Origin of the sequence: Bacteroides clarus, assembly GCF_015555825.1 — a bacterium.
In the GTDB taxonomy this organism is placed as follows: Bacteria; Bacteroidota; Bacteroidia; order Bacteroidales; family Bacteroidaceae; genus Bacteroides; species Bacteroides clarus.
On record NZ_JADNLF010000014.1, the window covers coordinates 79,586 to 100,024 of the forward strand.

21 protein-coding genes and 1 pseudogene are annotated in these 20,439 nt (G+C 43.2%); 16 read left to right on the plus strand and 6 right to left on the minus strand.

The window, feature by feature from the left end; translation table 11 throughout:
• Window positions 1–179 precede the first annotated feature (179 nt).
• From I2F54_RS14330 to mobA, 6 genes and pseudogenes are all read left to right on the plus strand, one after another.
• Window positions 180–473: a hypothetical protein gene (locus I2F54_RS14330; RefSeq protein WP_195501575.1), complete on the plus strand. Its 294-nt coding sequence runs from the start codon at window positions 180–182 to the stop codon at window positions 471–473.
• A gap of 31 nt (window positions 474–504) precedes the next feature.
• Complete coding sequence (locus I2F54_RS14335; RefSeq protein WP_195501576.1) at window positions 505–1,515, plus strand: fusion protein; 1,011 nt, start codon at window positions 505–507, stop codon at window positions 1,513–1,515.
• An 83-nt stretch (window positions 1,516–1,598) separates the two neighbouring features.
• Window positions 1,599–3,503 (plus strand): ParB/RepB/Spo0J family partition protein, encoded by a 1,905-nt coding sequence (locus I2F54_RS14340; RefSeq protein WP_195501579.1) that lies wholly within the window; start codon window positions 1,599–1,601, stop codon window positions 3,501–3,503.
• A gap of 82 nt (window positions 3,504–3,585) precedes the next feature.
• Complete coding sequence (locus I2F54_RS14345) at window positions 3,586–3,810, plus strand: hypothetical protein (protein ID WP_195501581.1); 225 nt, start codon at window positions 3,586–3,588, stop codon at window positions 3,808–3,810.
• Window positions 3,811–3,924: 114 nt separating this feature from the next.
• Window positions 3,925–4,164, plus strand: a complete 240-nt coding sequence (locus I2F54_RS14350) for a hypothetical protein (protein WP_195501583.1) — start codon at window positions 3,925–3,927, stop codon at window positions 4,162–4,164.
• Between the two features lie 820 nt (window positions 4,165–4,984).
• Window positions 4,985–5,407: pseudogene (gene mobA / locus I2F54_RS16230) on the plus strand (conjugal transfer protein MobA).
• Window positions 5,408–5,904: 497 nt separating this feature from the next.
• Here the strand turns inward: mobA and I2F54_RS14365 are convergent.
• The 6 genes from I2F54_RS14365 to I2F54_RS14390 all read right to left on the minus strand — a co-directional run bounded on the left by I2F54_RS14365 (window position 5,905) and on the right by I2F54_RS14390 (window position 9,904).
• On the minus strand, window positions 5,905–6,042 hold the full coding sequence (locus tag I2F54_RS14365) for a hypothetical protein (protein ID WP_195501585.1): 138 nt from the start codon (window positions 6,040–6,042) through the stop codon (window positions 5,905–5,907).
• A 93-nt stretch (window positions 6,043–6,135) separates the two neighbouring features.
• Window positions 6,136–6,420: a hypothetical protein gene (locus I2F54_RS14370; RefSeq protein ID WP_195501587.1), complete on the minus strand. Its 285-nt coding sequence runs from the start codon at window positions 6,418–6,420 to the stop codon at window positions 6,136–6,138.
• Window positions 6,417–7,130: a hypothetical protein gene (locus I2F54_RS14375; RefSeq protein ID WP_195501589.1), complete on the minus strand. Its 714-nt coding sequence runs from the start codon at window positions 7,128–7,130 to the stop codon at window positions 6,417–6,419. Before I2F54_RS14375 ends, I2F54_RS14370 begins: the two co-directional genes overlap by 4 nt.
• 13 nt (window positions 7,131–7,143) lie before the next feature.
• On the minus strand, window positions 7,144–7,551 hold the full coding sequence (locus tag I2F54_RS14380; protein WP_229097208.1) for a hypothetical protein: 408 nt from the start codon (window positions 7,549–7,551) through the stop codon (window positions 7,144–7,146).
• Window positions 7,544–8,770 (minus strand): nucleotidyltransferase domain-containing protein, encoded by a 1,227-nt coding sequence (locus I2F54_RS14385; RefSeq protein WP_195501590.1) that lies wholly within the window; start codon window positions 8,768–8,770, stop codon window positions 7,544–7,546. Before I2F54_RS14385 ends, I2F54_RS14380 begins: the two co-directional genes overlap by 8 nt.
• Window positions 8,771–8,776: 6 nt before the next feature.
• Window positions 8,777–9,904: an SAVED domain-containing protein gene (locus I2F54_RS14390; protein WP_195501592.1), complete on the minus strand. Its 1,128-nt coding sequence runs from the start codon at window positions 9,902–9,904 to the stop codon at window positions 8,777–8,779.
• Window positions 9,905–10,071: 167 nt separating this feature from the next.
• Between I2F54_RS14390 and I2F54_RS14395 the strand changes: the two genes are divergently transcribed.
• From I2F54_RS14395 to I2F54_RS14440, 10 genes are all read left to right on the plus strand, one after another.
• On the plus strand, window positions 10,072–10,749 hold the full coding sequence (locus I2F54_RS14395) for an RNA polymerase subunit sigma (protein ID WP_229097209.1): 678 nt from the start codon (window positions 10,072–10,074) through the stop codon (window positions 10,747–10,749).
• Entirely contained in the window at window positions 10,736–11,083 is a 348-nt protein-coding gene (locus I2F54_RS14400) for a hypothetical protein (RefSeq protein ID WP_195501594.1), read from the plus strand. Before I2F54_RS14395 ends, I2F54_RS14400 begins: the two co-directional genes overlap by 14 nt.
• On the plus strand, window positions 11,064–11,861 hold the full coding sequence (locus tag I2F54_RS14405) for an ImmA/IrrE family metallo-endopeptidase (protein WP_195501596.1): 798 nt from the start codon (window positions 11,064–11,066) through the stop codon (window positions 11,859–11,861). The genes I2F54_RS14400 and I2F54_RS14405 overlap by 20 nt, the downstream gene beginning before the upstream one ends.
• Before the next feature lie 746 nt (window positions 11,862–12,607).
• The gene (gene kdpF, locus I2F54_RS16330; RefSeq protein ID WP_087426886.1) at window positions 12,608–12,688 is read left to right on the plus strand and encodes a K(+)-transporting ATPase subunit F; all 81 of its coding nucleotides are present in this window, start codon (window positions 12,608–12,610) and stop codon (window positions 12,686–12,688) included.
• Window positions 12,689–12,700: 12 nt separating this feature from the next.
• Window positions 12,701–14,407: a potassium-transporting ATPase subunit KdpA gene (gene kdpA / locus I2F54_RS14415; protein WP_022219359.1), complete on the plus strand. Its 1,707-nt coding sequence runs from the start codon at window positions 12,701–12,703 to the stop codon at window positions 14,405–14,407.
• A 26-nt stretch (window positions 14,408–14,433) separates the two neighbouring features.
• Complete coding sequence (gene kdpB, locus I2F54_RS14420; protein ID WP_195501598.1) at window positions 14,434–16,482, plus strand: potassium-transporting ATPase subunit KdpB; 2,049 nt, start codon at window positions 14,434–14,436, stop codon at window positions 16,480–16,482.
• Between the two features lie 17 nt (window positions 16,483–16,499).
• Window positions 16,500–17,075 carry a K(+)-transporting ATPase subunit C gene (locus I2F54_RS14425; RefSeq protein WP_009122323.1) on the plus strand — a complete coding sequence of 192 codons (576 nt, stop codon included), beginning with the start codon at window positions 16,500–16,502 and terminating at the stop codon, window positions 17,073–17,075.
• A 73-nt stretch (window positions 17,076–17,148) separates the two neighbouring features.
• A complete protein-coding gene (locus I2F54_RS14430; RefSeq protein ID WP_394368772.1) occupies window positions 17,149–17,847 on the plus strand; it encodes a hypothetical protein in 699 nt (232 codons plus the stop codon).
• On the plus strand, window positions 17,844–18,968 hold the full coding sequence (locus tag I2F54_RS14435; protein WP_022219355.1) for a sensor protein KdpD: 1,125 nt from the start codon (window positions 17,844–17,846) through the stop codon (window positions 18,966–18,968). The genes I2F54_RS14430 and I2F54_RS14435 overlap by 4 nt, the downstream gene beginning before the upstream one ends.
• 20 nt (window positions 18,969–18,988) lie before the next feature.
• Window positions 18,989–20,428: an ATP-binding protein gene (locus I2F54_RS14440; RefSeq protein WP_009122320.1), complete on the plus strand. Its 1,440-nt coding sequence runs from the start codon at window positions 18,989–18,991 to the stop codon at window positions 20,426–20,428.
• Window positions 20,429–20,439: the final 11 nt, after the last annotated feature.

Genomic DNA, 20,439 nt, shown 5'->3' on the forward strand with positions numbered 1-20,439 from the left:
CTTGCTATATTTCCTTATCTCTTTTTCCTCAAATAACAATTTCCTCATTTTTATTACCCCGTCATGACTTCCCCTTGCATGATTCAGGGTGCGAAGTTACGTCCGGGGCCCCTAAAAATCTGCCCCCTGAAACGAGCAAGGTGAAGCCACCGACAAGGCATAAAAAAAAAGTCAATGTTATGAAAAAGAGAACAGAAATACAGCAAGATTTGAAACGAGGCTTCGGCTCCGCTCCAACCGGCATAAAAATTTTGGTGAAGTGGTCGCTGGTCGGTTTCATGGTGTATGTGGCGGTGCGTTTCGTGTGTGCCTTCGTCGGTGGTGTGGCGACGGGTTTAGGCGGTATTCTGCCCACGTTGGTAGTTTTGGCGGTGGTGTTTTTCCTCATCCGTGCCGTGTGGCGTATTCTTTCCGCTATCCTTTTCCTTTCCGTTCTTCTCCTTTTCATCATCCTTTTTTGCGTGATACTCTGAACCGAAATATTAATCATTAAAACAATTCATTATGAACAAAGTACATTTATTGGGAGCGAACAGAAGCTATGACAGAGACGAACAGACCGTTTCAGTCAATCAAGTGGTAATGCTGGAAGGTTACAGCTACGACAGCTATGTAGTGTATGAAGTAAGCCGCAGCCAGTGGGGAATAACCTATCATCTTATCAATTTGCGGACACACGAGTTTCATACTTCCGACCTTATCCGACCCTTGTCGGAAAAATTCGGGATAGGCATGTATTATGACGATGCGAACCCCAAGTTTTTGGATCCGTTGGAAACAGCCGCCCTGCTTACCAAAGCGAGGGAGAAGAAAACGGAGGATGACAGAAAAGCGGAGGAAGAACGGCAGAGGAACGAACACACCGCAAAAATCGGAGCGGAACGCTTGCGCCCCCTTATCCCATCGGATGCGAAAGCCGTCATTGTCGGTGAACTACGGGTGAGCGAGTGTGACAGCTATACGGACTACTACGACTACCGTATAGAAAGAACCGTGATTTTAGGTTTTTCCACCCATACACGAAACCTCTTTTCCGAAATGCGCAAATATGCCGCCAATTTTGAGGGAACGGCTTATCTGGCAGGGAACGACAAGGAGTACGAACACCGTGAAAATTACAGCATGGGGGACGGCATGTATTTGGGACGCAACAAGTACAGCGGTTGGACGATTTCAAAAGAGCGGATTTACGACCTTGAAAAGTTCATTGAGCGATACGCCTACACCGCAGGGAGTGAAGCCAACATTTGTCTGAAAGCACCGCAAAGGGAAACCGAAGCACAGCCGACAACATCCGCAGACCTCTCAACGCTCAATCTTGAAATTGTGGAATACAGCGAAAAGGCGATAGCCGTATTCGGGGACACCAAGCCGATAAAGGACGTTTTGAAAGGCTTGAACGGTCTGTTCCGTGCGAACCTCACCTATAACGGTGAAAGGCGTGCAGGATGGATATACAGCAGGAAGCAGGAACAGAAAGTACGTGAGACACTCGCAACGTATGCCAACGTATAGAGACGTAAAAGGCAGGGCGGAACAAACCGCCCTGCCTATCGAAAGTAATTCAATCAATATCAACCCATTAAAAAATTATAGTTATGAAAACGAACAAGAATGCACGGAAGAACAACAAAGTTCAGAAATCAGAGAAAGAAACGGCAGTAAAGGTAACCGCTTTGGCAATCATCCCCAAGCCAATGACGTTAATCTGTGGGCAGGACATACCCACAACTGCCGGAGTGACGGAAGCACCCGAAACGGCAACCGTTCCCACCGTTGTGGAAGAAACACCGCAGCAAGCCACGCCCAAGACACCGCTTGCAACGGCAACGGCTGAAACAGACCTTGACATCACAGCCGTACACCCAAGTGCGGACAACCACCGCAAGACCTTCAATGACACATCCTTGCAGGAACTTGCCGACAGCATTCGGGAAGTGGGAGTCTTGCAGGCCATTGCCGTACGTCCACGCACGGCAGGCGGTTACGAAATCATCTACGGCGAACGCCGCTACCGTGCCTCACTGCTTGCAGGAGCAAAGACGATAAAGGCAACCATATACGACCATATAACGGACGATGAAGCGGAGGACATGTCACTGAGCGAGAACTTACAGCGTGAGCAGGTACGCCCCACCGAGGAAGCGAGAGCCTTCAAACGCCTGCTTGAAAAGGGCAGGTACGACATGTACTCACTCGTCAGCCGCTTCGGACGGAGCGAGAAGTATATCTATACACGCTTGAAACTGAACGAATTGTATGCGCCTATCGGTGAACTGCTGGATAACGGGACAATCACCGTCAGTGTGGCCGAGGAAATAAGCACCTATGAAGCCAACATCCAAAAGGACGTGTACGAGAACCACCTGAAGCAGGGCAATAGGGACGATTGGAGCGGTTACACGCTCAATCTGTTCAAGAAACATTTTGAGAAATATTACACAACCGACCTTGAACAATACAAGTTCGACAAGACGGAATGCAAGGCGTGTGCACACAACGCAGCCAACTACAACCTTTTTGCCGAACACAACGGGTGCGGACATTGCACCAACCGCAAATGTTTGGAAGCCAAGAACGCAGCGCATGTGGCAAAGGAAACGGAGAAACTGTTGAAATCCGATCCGAAGCTGGTGATCGCCCGACCTTATTACGGAAGCCGTAACGACACGGCACTCCAAAAATTAGACAAGAAAGGGCATGAAATCAAAGAACTCGATTACAACGTATCGGCAAGGGAATTTCCCAAAGCACCCGAAGCACCGCAAAAGGAGCGGTTCTTCGAACCGACAGAGTATGAACAAGCGGTACAGACCTTTGAACAGAACAACGAGGAATACGCCCGAAAGGTGGAAGAACTCAACCGTAAAAAGGAAGAGGGCAGGATAAAGACGTACGTTAAAGTGGGACAGACAGAACCCGAACTTTGCTATGTGGAGATAAACAGGAAGGAAACCGCCCCCGTTACCATTGAGACATTGCAGGAGCGGGACAAGCGTTTCAAACAACTCTCCACCGAGAAGATTGTTGCCGATACGAGAAAGATAGTCCGTGAGAATGACTATCCCGAAAGTCCGTTTACGCAATACGAGAACGGAATGCTTTATTTCATCATGCTGACCAAACTGCAAAGGAAGCATTATCCGCTTTGCGGCATCAAAGACCAGCCGATATCGTTGGACGAGAAACAGCGGATGAAGATTGTAGCCAAACTGACGGATGCACAAAGGACGGTCATCAAACGCGATTTCATCATCCACTCCCTCTGCGAGGACGGCTACGGAGACAATAACGCATCCAAGCTACTGAGGGACTTCGCAAACATGCACTTCCCCGACCAGTACGGACTTGCCAAAGCCACCCACGAGGAAGAATATCAGAAAAGGCACGAACGTTTGGGAGAGAGGATAAAGGAGATGAAGAAAGCGGAAAAGGCGGCAGTGAAAAAGGATGAAAAGCAAAAAGTTTCCCCTGCATTGCCCCATGACGATAAGGCCGCTTGAATGTATAGTATTGAAAGGTGAAAAATTTCACCTTTCAATACCCGATCCGATTTTTTATGTAACCCTATAAGATTGTAACATTATGGAGAAAGAGGAAATAATTGATACCATCAAACAATTTGCGTGTTCTTTGGCAGAAAAGGAACTGATAGACAAGTACGGGAAATTGCCCGAACAGCTGATGACTGAAAGAGGAACATATCGTTCAAAGTATCAGGATGAATTTAACAAGCTATACGATAAACACGAAGACAGGCTTATCCGTTTATCGGGAAAGAATGCGGATGAACTGTTCGTATGCGAGTAGCTATTTTATGTGCCGGGACTATTATCCGGCACATATTTTTTCCGTATTGAAAGAACAAAGGGCGGACGACCCCACCCACACCGCCACCGTAATTATCATCCCAACCGTGAATATATGAAATACATAAGAATCTCCCCGAATGTGGAATACTCCACAGACATGGATTTTTTCCTTGAGAACCAGATACTCTGTATCGTGGACAAGGAAGGTACGAAGTTTTGCAGTCTGATAGAAAACAGACTGTTCATGCGTTCCAAGAACCGCCGCATCAGCAAACGGATGCAGGAGCACATCATGCATGAAATCCATAGTGACATCTGCCGTCTGTGCTATGGCGGAGAACCGGTGGACTGACCTGCCACACCCTACACCTGACAAGTGACCGTATTAAAAAGTCGGGCCGTCCTTATGGGATTGCCCGACTTTTAATATTCTTACGCAGTTGAATAGAATATCAAGAAAGTTATAAGATTAGAAATGGTTGAATGATAACATATAAGAACAGCCTTTAGCTGTTTAGTCAGGCAGACAGAAATCTGTCCACTTATCCGTTTTGTTTGATAGCTATTTAGCTACAAAGCTATCTGTCTATTCAGCTATATAGCTATCCGGTTATCTATGTAAGCATCCGCTTAATAATCCGTTCTCCTATTCATCTATCCGAACATCTGTTTGCCTATACATCATTATATATGTATGGCTGTATAAGCGGATAGGCAGCCTTATGAATACTTGTCTGAAAACATCCTTAATCGAATAGCTCTTCAAAAAGAAAACTACCCGGACATTTATTCGGATAACCGTTTTTTCACCTATCCGAATAAGTAGCTGAATGACTATCCGGCTGCAAATAAACCTCAAGAGAGCTATTCATAATTCCAAAGTCATTTATTGGCGGTTGTTGGCGGGAACTGCTATAATGCTCGGACAGAAAAAACTATCTACCTTTGTCGCCGGGAGAACGCAGCCCGTTCTCGGAAGAGAACGTAAGACAAATCCTTTAGACCTATAATCCGGCTGGGCCGGATTTTTATATGCGTCAGCATATAGCGAGGTGTACTTTGAGGCCCTCACTTGAAGTTTAGGCCCTCAAAGTCTCGCCCGAAAGACCTTTCGGGGAGGGCGGTTCTCCCAAGTCGAACCTTTTAAAAATATTCATGTCATGAAGAAAAGAATGCTTGTAAGAAACAAAGCGGGACACAAAGTGCTCGCTGACCCACGGGTGCATCGCCACTCTGTGCGGTTGAGCAGTGAGGAAAATGAAAAATTCCTCACGATGTTTGAACAATCGGGTATGAAGAACAAGGCCGAATTTATCTTCGCCCGCATCTTTGGCTGAGAGTTCAAGGTGGTGAAGATTGACAAGGAAGCTCAGGAGTATTACGCCCAGCTTACCGCTTTCTATCAGCAATTCCGCAGGATAGGAAATAACTATAACCAATGTGTAAAGATCATCCATACCATTTACGGGGAGAAGAAATCGCTTGCATTTCTCTATAAACTCGCCGAAGAAACCCGTAAGCTGGAAGAAATATGCAGGCAGGTTATTGAACTTACAAAACGGTACGAAAAGGAGTATCTTACTAAAAAGGAATAATGTTCATGGTGCTGAATATCATATCGGGCAGTTTCTCCTACGGGGTGGCTGCCTATAATAAAAAAGGAGGATGACGGTACGGTAAAGGTCTTATGATATCCGAAAATAGCGGTGGACACTTCCAGTAATGTGCGAATTGAGTGCAGACTTTCAAACCTTACGTTGCACTCAATTCGCACATTAGTAAGCCGGTCATTCATATCTCATTGAATCTTTCCCAGAAGGATATTCTTACAAAAAAGCGGATGCCTATATACAAATGGCACTGGTTGTGGAAACTAATAAATTATGTAAAGTCTAAGTTACTAATCAGTGATAAATAGTGATATATCAATATCTATGGTCAGATATACTTTCCATTATATTCATATTGATATGAAGCAGGTCCACAGATGTACACAAGTTTTATGAGATAGTTCAATTTAATGTCTATGGAAAGATGGTAAATATTAAAAGAGCGTAGGTTCAAAAACTCTCTACGCTCTTTGCTTTTCTGCTTATTTTCTCTTTTCATCTTTTTCTCTTTGAGAAAGTGCACTTTCTGCGGCGGTTTTGCTTGTGGCACTTACCCGTCCGTCTCTTAATGCTTTTGAAGTGGCACTAGCAGCTGCTTTACCAGTAACTTTTTTAGCCATTACCTTAAAGTTTTATTTCCAATCCAAATAATGCAGGTTGATTTCTGTCGAAAATTGTTCTTAAATAGCGAATTTCCTTATACCTGTTTAATATTAAAACAATGCAGCCCAGCTAGGAATTTTCTTGGCTAATTTAATCGCTGAAGTACCTAAACTTTTTATTTTCGATATAAGTTGGGCTTGTGCCAAATTATCTTTGGAGGCTTTCTCTACAACTTCCACTAATGCTTGATAGGTTTGCATACTGTTTGATGCAGATACGATTGCATTAATTTCCTCCTTTGATAATCCTTTTAACTGTCTTAGTTCAGCACTATACATGCCGTTAAACACTGCATCTGCATTGGCAAATGATTCAGAAAATCTGTTTGTTTTCATTTTGTTATTTTATTGGTTAATTCTTTGATTTTATTTGTTATATCTTCGATTTGCTGTTGGGCTTTGTCACTTTTAATGTTAATCTTTTCCCCTTTATCAAGAATCATATCTACAAAACTTAACAACTCGACCAATTGATTGGTAACTATAGTATCTAAACCATTAAGACCAGCAATGGAAAGTGCTTCGTTTTGGCTTTCTTTGACTTTACGAACTGATACAAGATAAGCAGTTAGAGTTGTATTGGCATATATCGTATTTTGATAGGATTGGTCTATTGCACTCAATACTTCTCTTTCTTGCTGTAGTATCGGAGAAAGCAATTCATCTTTTTTCGCATTTATTTGTTGATTCGCTGCCTCTTGAAATTCCAACATAACATTCAAGGCTTCTTCCGTCTCATCTTTACCACCTTTTTTCCCGGCATTTTCTATAATTCCGTATATCGACGATTCACCTCTTTTATACTTATTCAGCTCTATTTCTAAAACATGATGGATGATAAACGGAGCATACACATCGTCGATGAAAGCATTTATGTTATGCTTTATTCCGTTATAATACAGTTGTACCATATTACGCTGAGAATTATGCAAAATTTGCAAATCCGAACCTATCGTTTTCGACAGGGTTACGGTTTCTTTGGGTATTGAGGCACACGACACCAGCAATAACGAAGAAAAAATAACAGCTAAAATTTTATTATTCATATTTTTTATAGTTTTAATGTATTCCACCACCATGCCAAATACCTGTGGCAACCCAGATTTCATAATGAAGTAACCATTCACTTGTCCAAGGAATAATTGTATCTGCAATAAATTGAGACTCATCCCATTCTTTTGCCCTTTTATAATATATACACAGGTGTTGTTTTTCTGTGTTATACACATGCTTAAGTCTCGTTTCCCCTTTGGCTAATGTCAAAGGTTTTGGAGCTAAAACATAGACATTAGGATGGCTTTCCCGGTGGTAAACAACTTTAATAAGATATCTGGGACTCAAGTAGGTGGGTTGTATGTAGCCTTTCCAAACAAGAGTATTTGACCTGATTGAATACTTAGAATCAGGGAAGTAAGACTGAAGTTTAAGAGCTTGTATCATTAGTGAAATTTCTTGTCTTTTAATCATTACCATGAAAATTATGTGCAGCAGCGGTAACGCTACCAGCTGTACTAAGAATCCCTGTACCTGTTGCCATTTTTAATACTCCATTTTCCCGAAGATTAAAATTTTTCCTGCCTAATTCTGAAAAAATTTTTGTTACAATTTTTTCGCCAAATGGCTTTTCCATAGATTCAGAAATATTATACAATCCCCGTTGTTGAATTATAGTTTGAATGTCTTGTTCAACCTGATTGAGCCACTTATAAAAGTTCTTTTCTCGCTGTGGATGTTCTACCCATTTGTCTGCAAAGTTCTCTTCAGGATTCACCGGATTTGGAATCCATTTAACAGTTCTGCCTATGCTTGAGTCATAGCGACTCTCAATATAATTCGGCATATTGATAATCACATTCGTCAATGCATCTATGATAGACGTTTCTTTATTGTATGCCCTTGAAGCTAAAGTTGTAATAATAATGGATATAGGTTTATCTTCATCTCCGTTAAACATTATATCACGATGTCTTTTCAGAATTTGAATAACCCGCTGAAGCGGTAACTTCTCTTTATTATATTTCGGAACAGGACTTACAGCTTCTGCCAACATTATAGATTTATGTAATGAGACAACATTAGCTGCATTGAAAAACCATCGACCATAACCGAATGGGTTGCTTTTCATCCAGTTTTCAGCAATTGTATCGGTGTAATAGTTGTTTTGTTTATTGTCTGTTATACGTATTGCCAATGATTCGTAATCTTTCTCCAATTCCGTATCTGAAAAGGCTTTTTCAAATACAATATTATATCCACTGCAAACAAGGCTTGGAAGTATATCCATATGATAATTGGCACTATCAGAATACATCAACGTCCAACATCTTCGCCCTTCTCTGTCAAGCATATTCTTGTAAGTCTCATTTGCTTTAAGTCTATTTCCGATCACTTGTTTGAGATGATATTGTGTCCACTGTGGATTTTTTCCCGTCAGTTCACATACTAAGTCAATATCCAAATCATCATCTTCACAAATAGGTTTGATCATTGTTCCAAGCAAGAATGAGCCTTGCGGGCGAATGACCGGTTTATATGGAGCAAGCGATGATTCGGGCTTTGCCAGCCATTCTCCTACTGCACCATAACTACTAACTGCGGTGTTATATTGGGTTTCTGTGATGTCCAATGTTTCGCCGAGTGTTTCTAAAATTTCACTGAATTGTTTTTTTTCTTCTTGTGTCAGCATATCTGTTTATTCTATTGTTATTGTCTTGTAAAAATCGTTTTTTAACTTATTCGCATCATAGATTATCATAGGCATATCAACTTTGGGCATCCACACTCTACCCAATTCAACAGATGCCGATACTGGCATAGCTGGAAAAACATGTAATTCCGTACAACCATGATGGAATTTGATTTTGTTAAAAGCATTTCTAACCGTACGACGAAAATCAGATAATAATGCTTCTGTTTTTAAGAAATCATTGTTAGGTGTACCACATATTGTGATTTCCCATATACTTGTATTTTTTCCAAGAGCCTTTTGTATTCTATCATGTGTCACTGTTGCACTCAAACTAAATACGAGTACGGGAATCTTCGTTTTATTAGCAGGTTCATTTAGAACATATTCTATATCATTGGATATCATCGACTGCCACTTCCACGTAGAAGGTTCCCTGTGTTTTTGATATACTTTTACATCATTCAAATCGTTCAATAAAACTCCCAATTTTATAAGTAGCGGCTGCGGTGCGAGTGCAAATACAGAATAATGATCGGTATTTCCTTGCATCAATCGTGGCTTTATTTGTAGCTTAAACTGTTCACAAAGATTAGCTTCTTCTATCACCCAATAAGTATCAGTGTCATCCGTAAACGGCACATTCTTCATTCTTAATTCTATGGCATTATCGCTTGCCGGGTAATAATCATATAACAATGCTTCACATGCAGATTGGTAAGATAAGGGAGAATTGTTGCTCCCTATATTCGCTCCATATAAGATTATTTCACTGGACATATTGGGGACTATGTCCGTTATTCGTCTAATACGTTCTTCATGTTGATGTTTCATAACTAATAACCGGGATTCAGGGTGTCCTTCTATGTCCACCTTATCTATTAAATTATGATGCTCATTACATAATAACATCAAATTGCTTATGTCATCACAAAGTAGTTTGGAACGTACAGTATCACCTCTTGGGCCATCTGGTTTATCCGCTACTATGTGGGCAATATAGGCACTATTGTATTTCTTTTTTGTCAATATATCTGTGTACAATATCCTATTACATCCTTCATATTCACATCTCCCACCAGAGACTGCCCATAGGAGATTCTGTTTTTTAGTAGTAATGCTTGTTACGCTCATTCTGTATCTATTTTATTCGCCACCATTTTATTATATACAAATTCCGTTAGGATAAAATCCCGTTATTCTATGATATATCCCTATATTTGCAGAATAATTGGTATCCCCTTCAACAATATACCAATTCCGTTAGTAACGCTTTTAGTATATATATGAAAAGTGACGTAATGACAAAAAAGATAGATTTTGAGAATATGGCTGGTTCTGAATTGTTGGAATATATCTCATTCAAAGATGAATTCCCCAATGAGGCAGAAATGGCTTTCTATGTATTCCAAGCTCGATATCAACGAGATATATTACAAAAATCAGAGGTTTTATGTTCAAAATTTGAATATAATGAAGTTATTGCTTTTTTAGCAGCAACATGTACTTTTGATAAAGTATGGAAAAACGCTCATACTTTTAGTATGGAAAAAGCAAATACTAAAAATGTTGATAAGGCCATTCTTTTATGGATGTATAAAATACTATTCACCCAAATATTGCTTTTTAAAAATAGGGACACTTGCGCTCAGCCTACAAAAGAGGAAGATTTGTCATTAATTGATAATGTGGACGGACTCATTAAGGTGTATGCTCCAGAGGAACTTGAGAAACAAAAGGAATTAAAAGAAAATTTAAGTTTTCTGGAAAGAGTACTACAAGGGCTTTCACTAAAACATAGAATAATCTATTTCACTTATTTAGCATACAAACCAGATAAAGATAAGAACATTCCACGTTCTGTAAGCAATAAGTTACAAGAACAATTGGAGTTGACACAAGCTTCCATCAGAGTATATAGAAAAGAGGCAACAGATCTTGTCAATAATTATATAAACAAAGTCAATGGGAACAAATAATAAACATAAAATCAACAATCAGAATTTGGAAGAGTGGTTCCGTTCTACTGGATTTTTATTTCCGACAAATGAATTGGAACTTGCAAGGTTTGATAAATTGTATGCTGATTATGACTTCAAATTAAAAGACGTTTCAATTGATGCGAAGTCTATAGTTGAAGGGAAAATTTGTTCTTGCGGTACAAAAGTGCTTCATATCAAAAAATCAGATGAACTGAAAAGTGAAATAGAAGGATTGAGAATGGTTGCAAGAAAAGGACAGGAAGTTCCTAAACATATTCTTGATAAAATGACTAAAAAGCATCGCAAGAACAATGATCGCGAAGAAGAATAGATTAAAAATTAAGAAATTAGCGGAATATATTGTTTTACAGTTCGATGAAAAAATAACGCCGCTTGAAAGGATTGTCGCTGATGAGAACTTAGATGTATTTTATGATAACTACGAAAGTAATACTTTTGATGGAATGACTATTTATGATAATGGGAAGTTTTATATTCATATTAATACATACAATGGTAACCGAGTCGATACAGATAGAGGAAGATTTACTTTAGCACACGAACTTGGTCATTATTTTATTGACACACATAGAATCGGTTTGAAAAATGGATTGTTAGAACCACATCCTTCTCTTACCAATAAAGCTCAATATTTTTCTATTGAACGTGAAGCTGATTATTTTGCCGCCTGCTTATTAATGCCTGAAGAACGTTTTCGCAAAGATATTGGGAATAAGAAATTTGGCATCAAGGTGATAGACTGCTTGAGGTCTGAATATAAAATAAGTAGAACGGCTTGTGCTTTGCGATTTGCAGATATTGGAAATTATCCTCTTTTAATAGTATATGCAGAAAATAATATTATAAGATGGTCCTATTCAAGCGAGGATTTTCCCTTCAAATGGATGATTAATGACAAAATCGTACCACGAAACACTGTAATGGGAGATTATTTTAATAATAATCATATTGCAGAGGTTTTTCGAACGGAGCAAGTTTGGGCTATAGATTGTTTCAAATACGTTAAAGATGAGGATCGACAAAGAAAGTTCTATGAACATTGCATTACTCATAAAAATTCTGCTTTAAGTCTATTTTGGGAGGATTGATTCTAGGAAATATAAGAGGTTGTCAATTATAGTTTGACACAATCTCGCCAAAAAACAGAAAGCTCTAAATAGGACAAAAAATAATTAGAAACAATTTTCAGTCATTCTTAAAAGAACAGGCATCTGATTATAAAGCCTATTATTGGGTAAAATATTAATATGCAAATACTTGTAAAAAATAATCCTTATAAATTTGGTTATATCCCAAACAGTGCCTATATTTGTATATGAGTTATTTGAAACTATGCAAAGCTGTGTAACCGAAAGCAAAACTTTTGCTACTAAATCGTTACCTGCATTTTTTAAGTACTGTAATCATCTTCTGATTTACAATAAGTTATAATAAAATGCCAAGTTTCATGCCGTGAAACACTCCGTTTCATGCCGGGGAACTCTCGTTCCCAACCGTTGGAACAAATGGTTCCGCCGGATGAACCCCGAATCATGCAGTATTCCTTTTCTATTTTGATAAGCACCCTTTCATTTTGGAAGGGTGTTTTCTTTTTCTGTAAGTCCCTGTTTTGTTTTATTCCTTTAGAAATCAGAATCTTATCTTTTTAGCTTCTCTTTTGGCACGCATTTGGCGATTATGAGGGCGGTAAAACATGAATATTAATTTAACAAAGTAAAAACATGGGAGTAACGATTTCATTTATTTTCTGCCTGTTAAGCGGGTTTCTCGCTTTCTGGCTATTCTGGAAATGTGTGGATTGGTTTGAGAAGATTTAAAGAGGAGAGAAAAGATTATGTACACAGTATTATTTGTATTAGGTGTTGCAGTGTTCGGGTACCTGATGTATGTTCTGGTGAGACCCGAAAAGTTCTAAAAGATTAAAGAAATGAATACGGAAATTTTAGGTGTAGTTTTACAGATTTTCCTGTTGGTGGTGATTTCTTATCCACTGGGAAAGTATATTGCAAAGGTTTATAAAGGAGAGAAGACATGGTCGGACTTTATGAAACCGGTAGAGAGATTGATATTTAAGGCAGTGGGGGTTAATCCCGATGAAGAAATGAACTGGAAGCAGTTCCTCAAGGCATTGTTGATATTGAATGCGTTCTGGTTTGTTTGGGGAATGGTGCTGTTGGTCAGTCAAGGGTGGCTGCCGTTGAATCCTGACGGTAATGGCCCGCAAACTCCCGACCAGGCATTCAATACCTGCATCAGCTTTATGGTAAACTGCAACTTGCAGCATTATTCCGGTGAGAGCGGACTGACGTATTTCACTCAGTTGTTCGTCATCATGCTCTTCCAGTTTATTACCGCAGCGACAGGTATGGCGGCTATGGCAGGTATTATGAAGTCCATCAGCCGTAAAACAACGAGTACAATCGGTAACTTCTGGAACTTTCTTGTATTGAGTTGCACGCGTATTCTGTTGCCGCTTTCCCTGATAGTCGGCTTTATCCTTATTACGCAAGGCACTCCGATGGGCTTTGACGGTAAGATGGAAGTGACTACGCTCGAAGGACAAGAACAAACCGTTTCACAAGGTCCTGTGGCGGCCATCGTTCCTATCAAGCAGTTGGGTACGAACGGCGGCGGTTACTTCGGCGTAAATTCGTCCCATCCGCTGGAAAATCCTACCTACTTGTCCAATATCGCCGAGTGCTGGTCTATCCTGATTATACCTATGGCTATGGTTTTTGCGTTGGGCTTCTATACAAAACGCATGAAACTGGCTTATAGTATTTACGGCGTAATGCTCTGCGCTTATCTGGCGGGTGTCGGTATCAATGTCTATCAGGAGATGAACGGTAATCCGCGCATCGATGATATGGGCATCGCACAGGACAATGGAGCGATGGAAGGCAAGGAAATCCGTTTGGGAGCGGGCGCCACTGCATTGTGGAGCATTACGACCACGGTTACTTCCAACGGTTCCGTCAATGGTATGCACGACTCCACGATGCCGTTGTCCGGTATGATGGAGATGCTGAACATGCAGATAAACACTTGGTTCGGCGGTGTCGGAGTAGGGTGGATGAACTATTATACGTTTATTATTATCGCGGTCTTTATCAGCGGACTGATGGTGGGACGTACACCGGAATTCTTAGGAAAGAAGGTGGAAGCCCGGGAGATGAAAATAGCGACAATCGTCGCGCTGCTTCATCCGTTTGTGATATTGGTGGGTACGGCTTTGTCCTGCTATCTCTTTGCGCATCATCCGGGGTTTGTGGAGAGTGAGGGCGGTTGGCTGAATAATCCCGGTTTCCACGGACTGAGCGAGCAGTTCTATGAGTTTACCTCGTGCGCTGCCAACAACGGTTCCGGTTTCGAAGGTTTGGGCGACAACACTTATTTTTGGAACTATGCCTGCGGATGGGTACTTATTCTGAGCCGTTTTCTTCCTATTGTGGGACAGGTCGCCATTGCAGGTCTGCTGGCGCAGAAGAGGTTTGTGCCCGAAAGCGCCGGTACGCTGAAAACCGATACGTTTACCTTTGCCGTAATGACTTTTGCCGTAATCTTTATCGTGGCAGCGCTGTCTTTCTTCCCGGCACATGCGTTGAGTACCATTGCCGAACACTTCAGTTTGTAACGAGATAAGAATAATTAGATATGTTTATGAAAGATAAAAAATCAGCTTCTTTGTTTCAGAAGGAGCAAGTAATGGAAAGTTTGAAACAGTCATTCGTGAAGTTGAATCCGCGGGTGATGATAAAGAATCCGATAATGTTCACCGTGGAGCTGGTGACACTGGTGATGCTGGTGGTCTGCATCCTCTCTTTGGGAACATCGGAATATGGGACGTTCGGCTATAACTTCCTGGTGTTTGTGATATTGTTTGTAACTTTATTGTTTGCCAACTTTGCCGAGGCCATTGCCGAAGCCCGTGGCAAGGCACAGGCGGACAGCCTGCGTAAGACGCGTGAGGAAACTCCCGCCAAGGTCTTGGTGGAAGGTAAGTTGCGTACCGTCAGCAGCGCGCGTCTCAAAAAGGGAGATTTCTTTATTTGCGAAGCCGGCGATACGATTCCTGCCGATGGAGAGATTGTGGAAGGGTTGGCTTCTATTGACGAGAGCGCCATTACCGGTGAGTCCGCTCCGGTAATCCGTGAAGCGGGCGGTGATAAAAGCTCCGTTACCGGCGGCACGAAGGTGCTGTCGGATAAGATAAAGGTGTTGGTTACGCAGCAACAGGGCGAGAGTTTCCTCGACAAGATGATTGCGCTGGTAGAGGGCGCCACCCGTAAGAAAACACCGAACGAAATAGCGCTGACTATCTTATTGGCCGGTTTTACGTTGGTGTTCGTAATCGTATGTATTACGTTGATTCCGATGGCGGACTATACCGCTATCGACCATCCGGGTACGTATATCTCCATTGCGGCCATACTCTCATTATTTGTCTGCCTGATACCGACAACCATCGGCGGTCTGCTTTCGGCCATCGGTATTGCCGGTATGGATCGCGCCCTGCGTGCCAATGTGATTACAAAGTCGGGTAAAGCCGTTGAGACCGCCGGTGACATTGATACGTTGCTGCTGGACAAGACCGGTACAATCACTATCGGTAATCGTAAGGCTACCAAGTTCCACCCGGCTCCGGGCATTGATGAAAAGGTGTTTGTGGAGGCCTGCCTGCTGTCCTCGCTCTCCGATGAAACCCCGGAAGGGAAATCCATCATCGAGCTGGGACGTGAGAACGGACATCGTATGCGCGACCTCAACACAGCGGGCGCTCACATGATTAAGTTTACAGCCGAAACCAAATGCTCCGGTGTCGACCTGCAAGACGGTACTCAAATACGTAAAGGCGCGTTCGACGCGATTCGTCGGATTGTGGAAAGCGCGGGGAATAAGTTCCCGAAGGAAGTGGAAGGAACGATTGCCGCCATTTCGGGCAACGGCGGTACTCCGCTGGTGGTATGTGTCAATAAAGCGGTGTTGGGAGTCATTGAATTGCAGGACATCATCAAGCCGGGTATTCAGGAGCGCTTTGAGCGTCTTCGCAAAATGGGGGTGAAGACGGTGATGGTAACCGGTGACAACCCGTTGACCGCCAAATACATTGCCGAAAAAGCCGGTGTGGATGATTTCATCGCCGAAGCAAAGCCGGAGGATAAAATGGAATATATCAGGAAAGAGCAGCAGGCCGGCAAACTGGTTGCCATGATGGGAGACGGAACCAATGACGCCCCCGCGCTGGCGCAGGCAAATGTGGGTGTCGCCATGAATAGCGGTACGCAGGCTGCAAAGGAAGCCGGTAATATGGTAGACCTTGACAACGACCCGACCAAGCTGATTGAAATTGTAGAGATAGGCAAGCAGTTGCTGATGACACGCGGCACGCTCACCACGTTCTCCATCGCGAATGATGTGGCCAAATACTTTGCCATTATTCCCGCGCTGTTCATGGCGGCCATTCCTCAGTTGGCTCCGTTGAATATCATGGGGTTGCATAGCCCTGAGACGGCCATTCTTTCGGCTATCATCTTTAATGCCGTCATCATCCCCATACTGATACCGTTGGCATTGAAGGGTGTCCGGTACAAACCGATCGGCGCAAGCGCGCTACTTCGCCGCAACTTGCTGATTTATGGTTTGGGCGGTGTCATAGCGCCGTTCATAGGTATCAAGTTAATAGATATGTTTGTCAGTTTGTTTTTTTAATTTAAAATAGAAAGAAAATGAAAACTCTTTGGAAATCAGTTAAAATAACCATTGCTTTCTGCGTATTCTTTTCCGTGTTCTATATCCTTGTCTTATGGATATTCGCACAATTTGCAGGACCGAATAAAGGTAATGCCGAGGTCTTGACCCTGAACGGCAAGGTAGTGGGCGCCGCCAATGTGGGGCAGATGTTTACGGAAGACACTTTTTTCTGGGGACGGCCTTCCTGTGCCGGTGACGGTTACGATGCGAGCAGTTCGGCTGGTAGTAACAAAGGTCCTACAAACGAAGAATACCTTGCGGAGGTGGAAGCGCGCATAGATACATTCTTGCTGCATCATCCTTATTTGCAACGCAAAGAGGTTCCCGCCGAAATGGTAACGGCCAGCGCTTCGGGTCTTGACCCTGACATTACGCCTGCCAGCGCTTATGTACAGGTAAAGCGTGTGGCTGAGGCGAGAGGACTGGATGAGGCTACTGTCCGGAGCATCGTTGACAAGGCTGTTGAAAAACCGTTGCTGGGGTTGTTCGGTACGGCGAAAGTGAATGTGTTGAAGTTGAATATCGCATTGGAAGAAACAAATGGAAAATAAGAAAATAATGAAAGATATGAATAGGATAAGAGTAACAGTAATAGGTTTTATCGCTGCTTTGGCGGCAAGTGTTATGGGAGTGGACAAGGTACAGGCGCAGGAGTTTAAGATACAGGGTGATTTAGTCAGTTCCTATGTGTGGCGCGGCTTTTATCAAACCGGGGTTAGCTTCCAGCCGACTTTAGGATTTGGGATAGGTGGCTTTTCGTTGACGGCATGGGGCTCTACCGATTTTGACGGAACAAGCTCCTCGGACGGTGAGGCTGCAAAAGAAATAGATTTGACGGCAGCTTATACGTTCGGTGATTCCGGTTTGACCTTGTCCGTTGCCAGTCTTTGGTGGGCAGGTCAGGGAAGCAATAAGTACTTTAATTTCAAAAGCCATGAGACGGCCCATCATTTTGAAGCGGGGCTTGCCTATACGCTGCCGTTGGAGAAGTTCCCGCTGTCAATAGCCTGGTACACGATGTTTGCCGGTGCGGATAAGAATGAGAAGGGAGAACAGAATTATTCTTCTTATGTAGAGTTGAACTATCCGTTCAGCATCAAGTCCGTCGATTTGAATGCCACTTGCGGTTTTCTGCCTTATGAAGCCGGCTCGGGTGTTTACGGAGTTCCAAACAGCGGCTTCGCCGTAACCAATCTGGCGCTGAAAGCCACGAAAGACATCAAGGTAACGGATAGGTTCGCTATACCGGTATTTGCGCAGGCTATTTGGAATCCCCGTATGGAAGATGCGCACCTGGTGTTCGGTATAACTCTGAAGCCATGAGCAGGGAAGAGAGCGTACAACATTTCCTCGACCTGATTAAGAAATCACGTCGCGGTAAGTTTAAGGTCTACATCGGCATGATTGCCGGTGTAGGCAAAACTTATCGTATGCTTCAGGAAGCCCATGACTTGCTGGATAATGGGGTAGACGTGAATATCGGCTATGTGGAAACGCATGGACGCGCCGGTACGGAGGCGGTGTTGGCCGGACTGCCCGTAATTCCCCGGCGTAAGATATTCTATAAGGGCAAGGAACTCGAGGAAATGGACCTTGACGCCATCATCCGTATCCATCCGGAAATCGTCATTGTGGACGAGCTGGCGCATACCAATGTAGAAGGTAGCCGGAATGAGAAACGTTGGCAGGATGTAATGGATTTGCTGGATGAGGGTATCAATGTCATATCCGCCGTCAACATACAGCATATCGAGAGTATTAATGAAGAAGTGCAAGGTATTTCCGGTATCGAGGTAAAGGAGCGCATTCCCGACAGTGTGCTGGAAGAAGCGGATGAAGTGGTGAATATCGACCTGACGGCGGAAGAACTGATAACCCGCCTGAAAGCCGGCAAGATATACAAGCCGGATAAAGTAGCCCTTGCGTTGAACAACTTCTTCAAGACGGAAAATATTCTGCAACTGCGTGAGCTGGCTCTGAAAGAAGTGGCGTTAAGGGTGGAGAAAAAAGTGGAGAATGAAGTGGTGGTTTCCAGTGTCGGTGTACGGCATGAGAAGTTCATGGCGTGTATCAGCAGCCATGAAAAGACGCCGCGCCGTATTATCCGTAAGGCGGCGCGGCTGGCAACCCGTTATAATACATCATTCGTGGCTCTCTATGTACAGACTCCCCGGGAGAGCGCCGACCGCATCGCGCTTGCGAATCAGCGGCATCTGCTGAATCATTTCAAACTGGTGACCGAATTGGGCGGAGAGGTTATGCAGGTGCAGTCCAAAGACGTGCCGGGCAGTATCGTTACGGCTTGCAGAGAGAAACAGATAACGACTGTTTGTATGGGTAGTCCCTCGTTCGCTTTGCCGCAATCTTTGTTTATGGTGCTGAGATATAGAAAATTTGTGAGCGAACTGGCGCAAGCAAACATAGATTTGATTATACTTGCATAAAATTTAATTCCTTGAGCGTTATGAACATTCGTACTAAATTGATACTCAGTGTAGGCATTCTCGCAGGTATGATAATCCTGCTGGTAGCCCTCTCGGTTGTGAATCTCCAGATACTGACGGCTACGGAGCCGGATAGCCCTGCCGCCATGCCCGGCTTGCAGCGCGCCTTGCTGTGGATTTCCGTAACGGGCGGCATTTGCATTCTTGCCAGTATCGTGCTGCTGGTATGGTTGCCCCGTTCCATAAATAAACCTATCAGGGAACTGACGCAAGGCATCCTCGAAATAGCCAACCATAACTATGAAAAGCGTCTTGATATGAGCGAGCACGAAGAATTTCGCGAAGTGGCCGATAGCTTTAACAGCATGGCGGAACGCCTCACGGAATATCGTACCAGTACACTGAATGATATTTTATCTGCCAAAAAGTTCCTGGAAGCCATTGTAAACAGCATCCATGAGCCTATTATCGGCTTAAACCGCGGGCACGAAATCCTTTTCATCAATAAAGAAGCGTTGACCGTACTGAATCTGAAACGTGAAGATGTCATACGCCGTTCTGCCGAGGAACTGTCGCTGAAAAACGACCTGCTCCGGCGGCTGGTGAGGGAATTAATCAATCCGGGCGAGAAGAAAGAGCCTTTGAAGATTTATGCGGATAATAAGGAAAGCTATTTTCAGGCATCCTATATTACCATTATGAATACGGATGCCGATACGGATGAATCCCATAATCTGGGCGATGTTATTCTGTTGAAGAATATCACCGAATTTAAAGAACTGGATACGGCGAAAACAACCTTTATCTCTACGATTTCGCATGAGCTGAAAACCCCTATCTCCGCCATCCTTATGAGTCTGCAGCTTTTGGAAGACAATCGTGTGGGCGCCTTGAACGAGGAACAGGAACAGCTTTCAAAGAGCATCAGGGAGAACGCCGACCGCCTGCTGGGTATTACGGGCGAGCTTCTTAACATGACGCAAGTGGAAGCCGGCAAGTTGCAGATGATACCGAAGATAACGAAACCTATCGAACTGATAGAGTATGCCATCAAGGCGAATCAGGTACAGGCTGATAAGTTCAATATCCAGATTGAGGTGGAATATCCGGAAGAGAAGATGCCGAAGCTGTTTGTGGATAGCGAGAAGATAGCATGGGTGCTCACTAACTTATTGAGTAATGCCATTCGTTATTCCAAAGAAAACGGCCGTGTCGTTATCGGTGCAAAGCAGGAAGATAATTTTGTGGAGCTCTATGTGCAGGACTTCGGCAAAGGTATCGACCCGCGTTATCACCAAAGTATCTTCGACCGCTACTTCCGCGTGCCCGGTACGAAAGTGCAGGGAAGCGGTTTGGGGCTTTCCATATCCAAAGATTTTGTAGAGGCTCATGGAGGCACGCTGACTGTCCGGAGCGAGTTGGGAAAAGGCAGCCGTTTCGTTATTCGGCTGAAAGCGTAGTGGCGGTTTGC

Bases quoted from the DNA above. Each gene is read 5' to 3' on its own strand.
- I2F54_RS14330 (WP_195501575.1), top strand. From the start codon at position 180: ATGAAAAAGAGAACAGAAATACAGCAAGATTTGAAACGAGGCTTCGGC.
- I2F54_RS14335 (WP_195501576.1), top strand. From the start codon at position 505: ATGAACAAAGTACATTTATTGGGAGCGAACAGAAGCTATGACAGAGAC.
- I2F54_RS14340 (WP_195501579.1), top strand. From the start codon at position 1,599: ATGAAAACGAACAAGAATGCACGGAAGAACAACAAAGTTCAGAAATCA.
- I2F54_RS14345 (WP_195501581.1), top strand. From the start codon at position 3,586: ATGGAGAAAGAGGAAATAATTGATACCATCAAACAATTTGCGTGTTCT.
- I2F54_RS14350 (WP_195501583.1), top strand. From the start codon at position 3,925: ATGAAATACATAAGAATCTCCCCGAATGTGGAATACTCCACAGACATG.
- I2F54_RS14365 (WP_195501585.1), bottom strand. From the start codon at position 6,042: ATGGCTAAAAAAGTTACTGGTAAAGCAGCTGCTAGTGCCACTTCAAAA.
- I2F54_RS14370 (WP_195501587.1), bottom strand. From the start codon at position 6,420: ATGAAAACAAACAGATTTTCTGAATCATTTGCCAATGCAGATGCAGTG.
- I2F54_RS14375 (WP_195501589.1), bottom strand. From the start codon at position 7,130: ATGAATAATAAAATTTTAGCTGTTATTTTTTCTTCGTTATTGCTGGTG.
- I2F54_RS14380 (WP_229097208.1), bottom strand. From the start codon at position 7,551: ATGATTAAAAGACAAGAAATTTCACTAATGATACAAGCTCTTAAACTT.
- I2F54_RS14385 (WP_195501590.1), bottom strand. From the start codon at position 8,770: ATGCTGACACAAGAAGAAAAAAAACAATTCAGTGAAATTTTAGAAACA.
- I2F54_RS14390 (WP_195501592.1), bottom strand. From the start codon at position 9,904: ATGAGCGTAACAAGCATTACTACTAAAAAACAGAATCTCCTATGGGCA.
- I2F54_RS14395 (WP_229097209.1), top strand. From the start codon at position 10,072: ATGACAAAAAAGATAGATTTTGAGAATATGGCTGGTTCTGAATTGTTG.
- I2F54_RS14400 (WP_195501594.1), top strand. From the start codon at position 10,736: ATGGGAACAAATAATAAACATAAAATCAACAATCAGAATTTGGAAGAG.
- I2F54_RS14405 (WP_195501596.1), top strand. From the start codon at position 11,064: ATGATCGCGAAGAAGAATAGATTAAAAATTAAGAAATTAGCGGAATAT.
- kdpF (WP_087426886.1), top strand. From the start codon at position 12,608: ATGTACACAGTATTATTTGTATTAGGTGTTGCAGTGTTCGGGTACCTG.
- kdpA (WP_022219359.1), top strand. From the start codon at position 12,701: ATGAATACGGAAATTTTAGGTGTAGTTTTACAGATTTTCCTGTTGGTG.
- kdpB (WP_195501598.1), top strand. From the start codon at position 14,434: ATGAAAGATAAAAAATCAGCTTCTTTGTTTCAGAAGGAGCAAGTAATG.
- I2F54_RS14425 (WP_009122323.1), top strand. From the start codon at position 16,500: ATGAAAACTCTTTGGAAATCAGTTAAAATAACCATTGCTTTCTGCGTA.
- I2F54_RS14430 (WP_394368772.1), top strand. From the start codon at position 17,149: ATGGGAGTGGACAAGGTACAGGCGCAGGAGTTTAAGATACAGGGTGAT.
- I2F54_RS14435 (WP_022219355.1), top strand. From the start codon at position 17,844: ATGAGCAGGGAAGAGAGCGTACAACATTTCCTCGACCTGATTAAGAAA.
- I2F54_RS14440 (WP_009122320.1), top strand. From the start codon at position 18,989: ATGAACATTCGTACTAAATTGATACTCAGTGTAGGCATTCTCGCAGGT.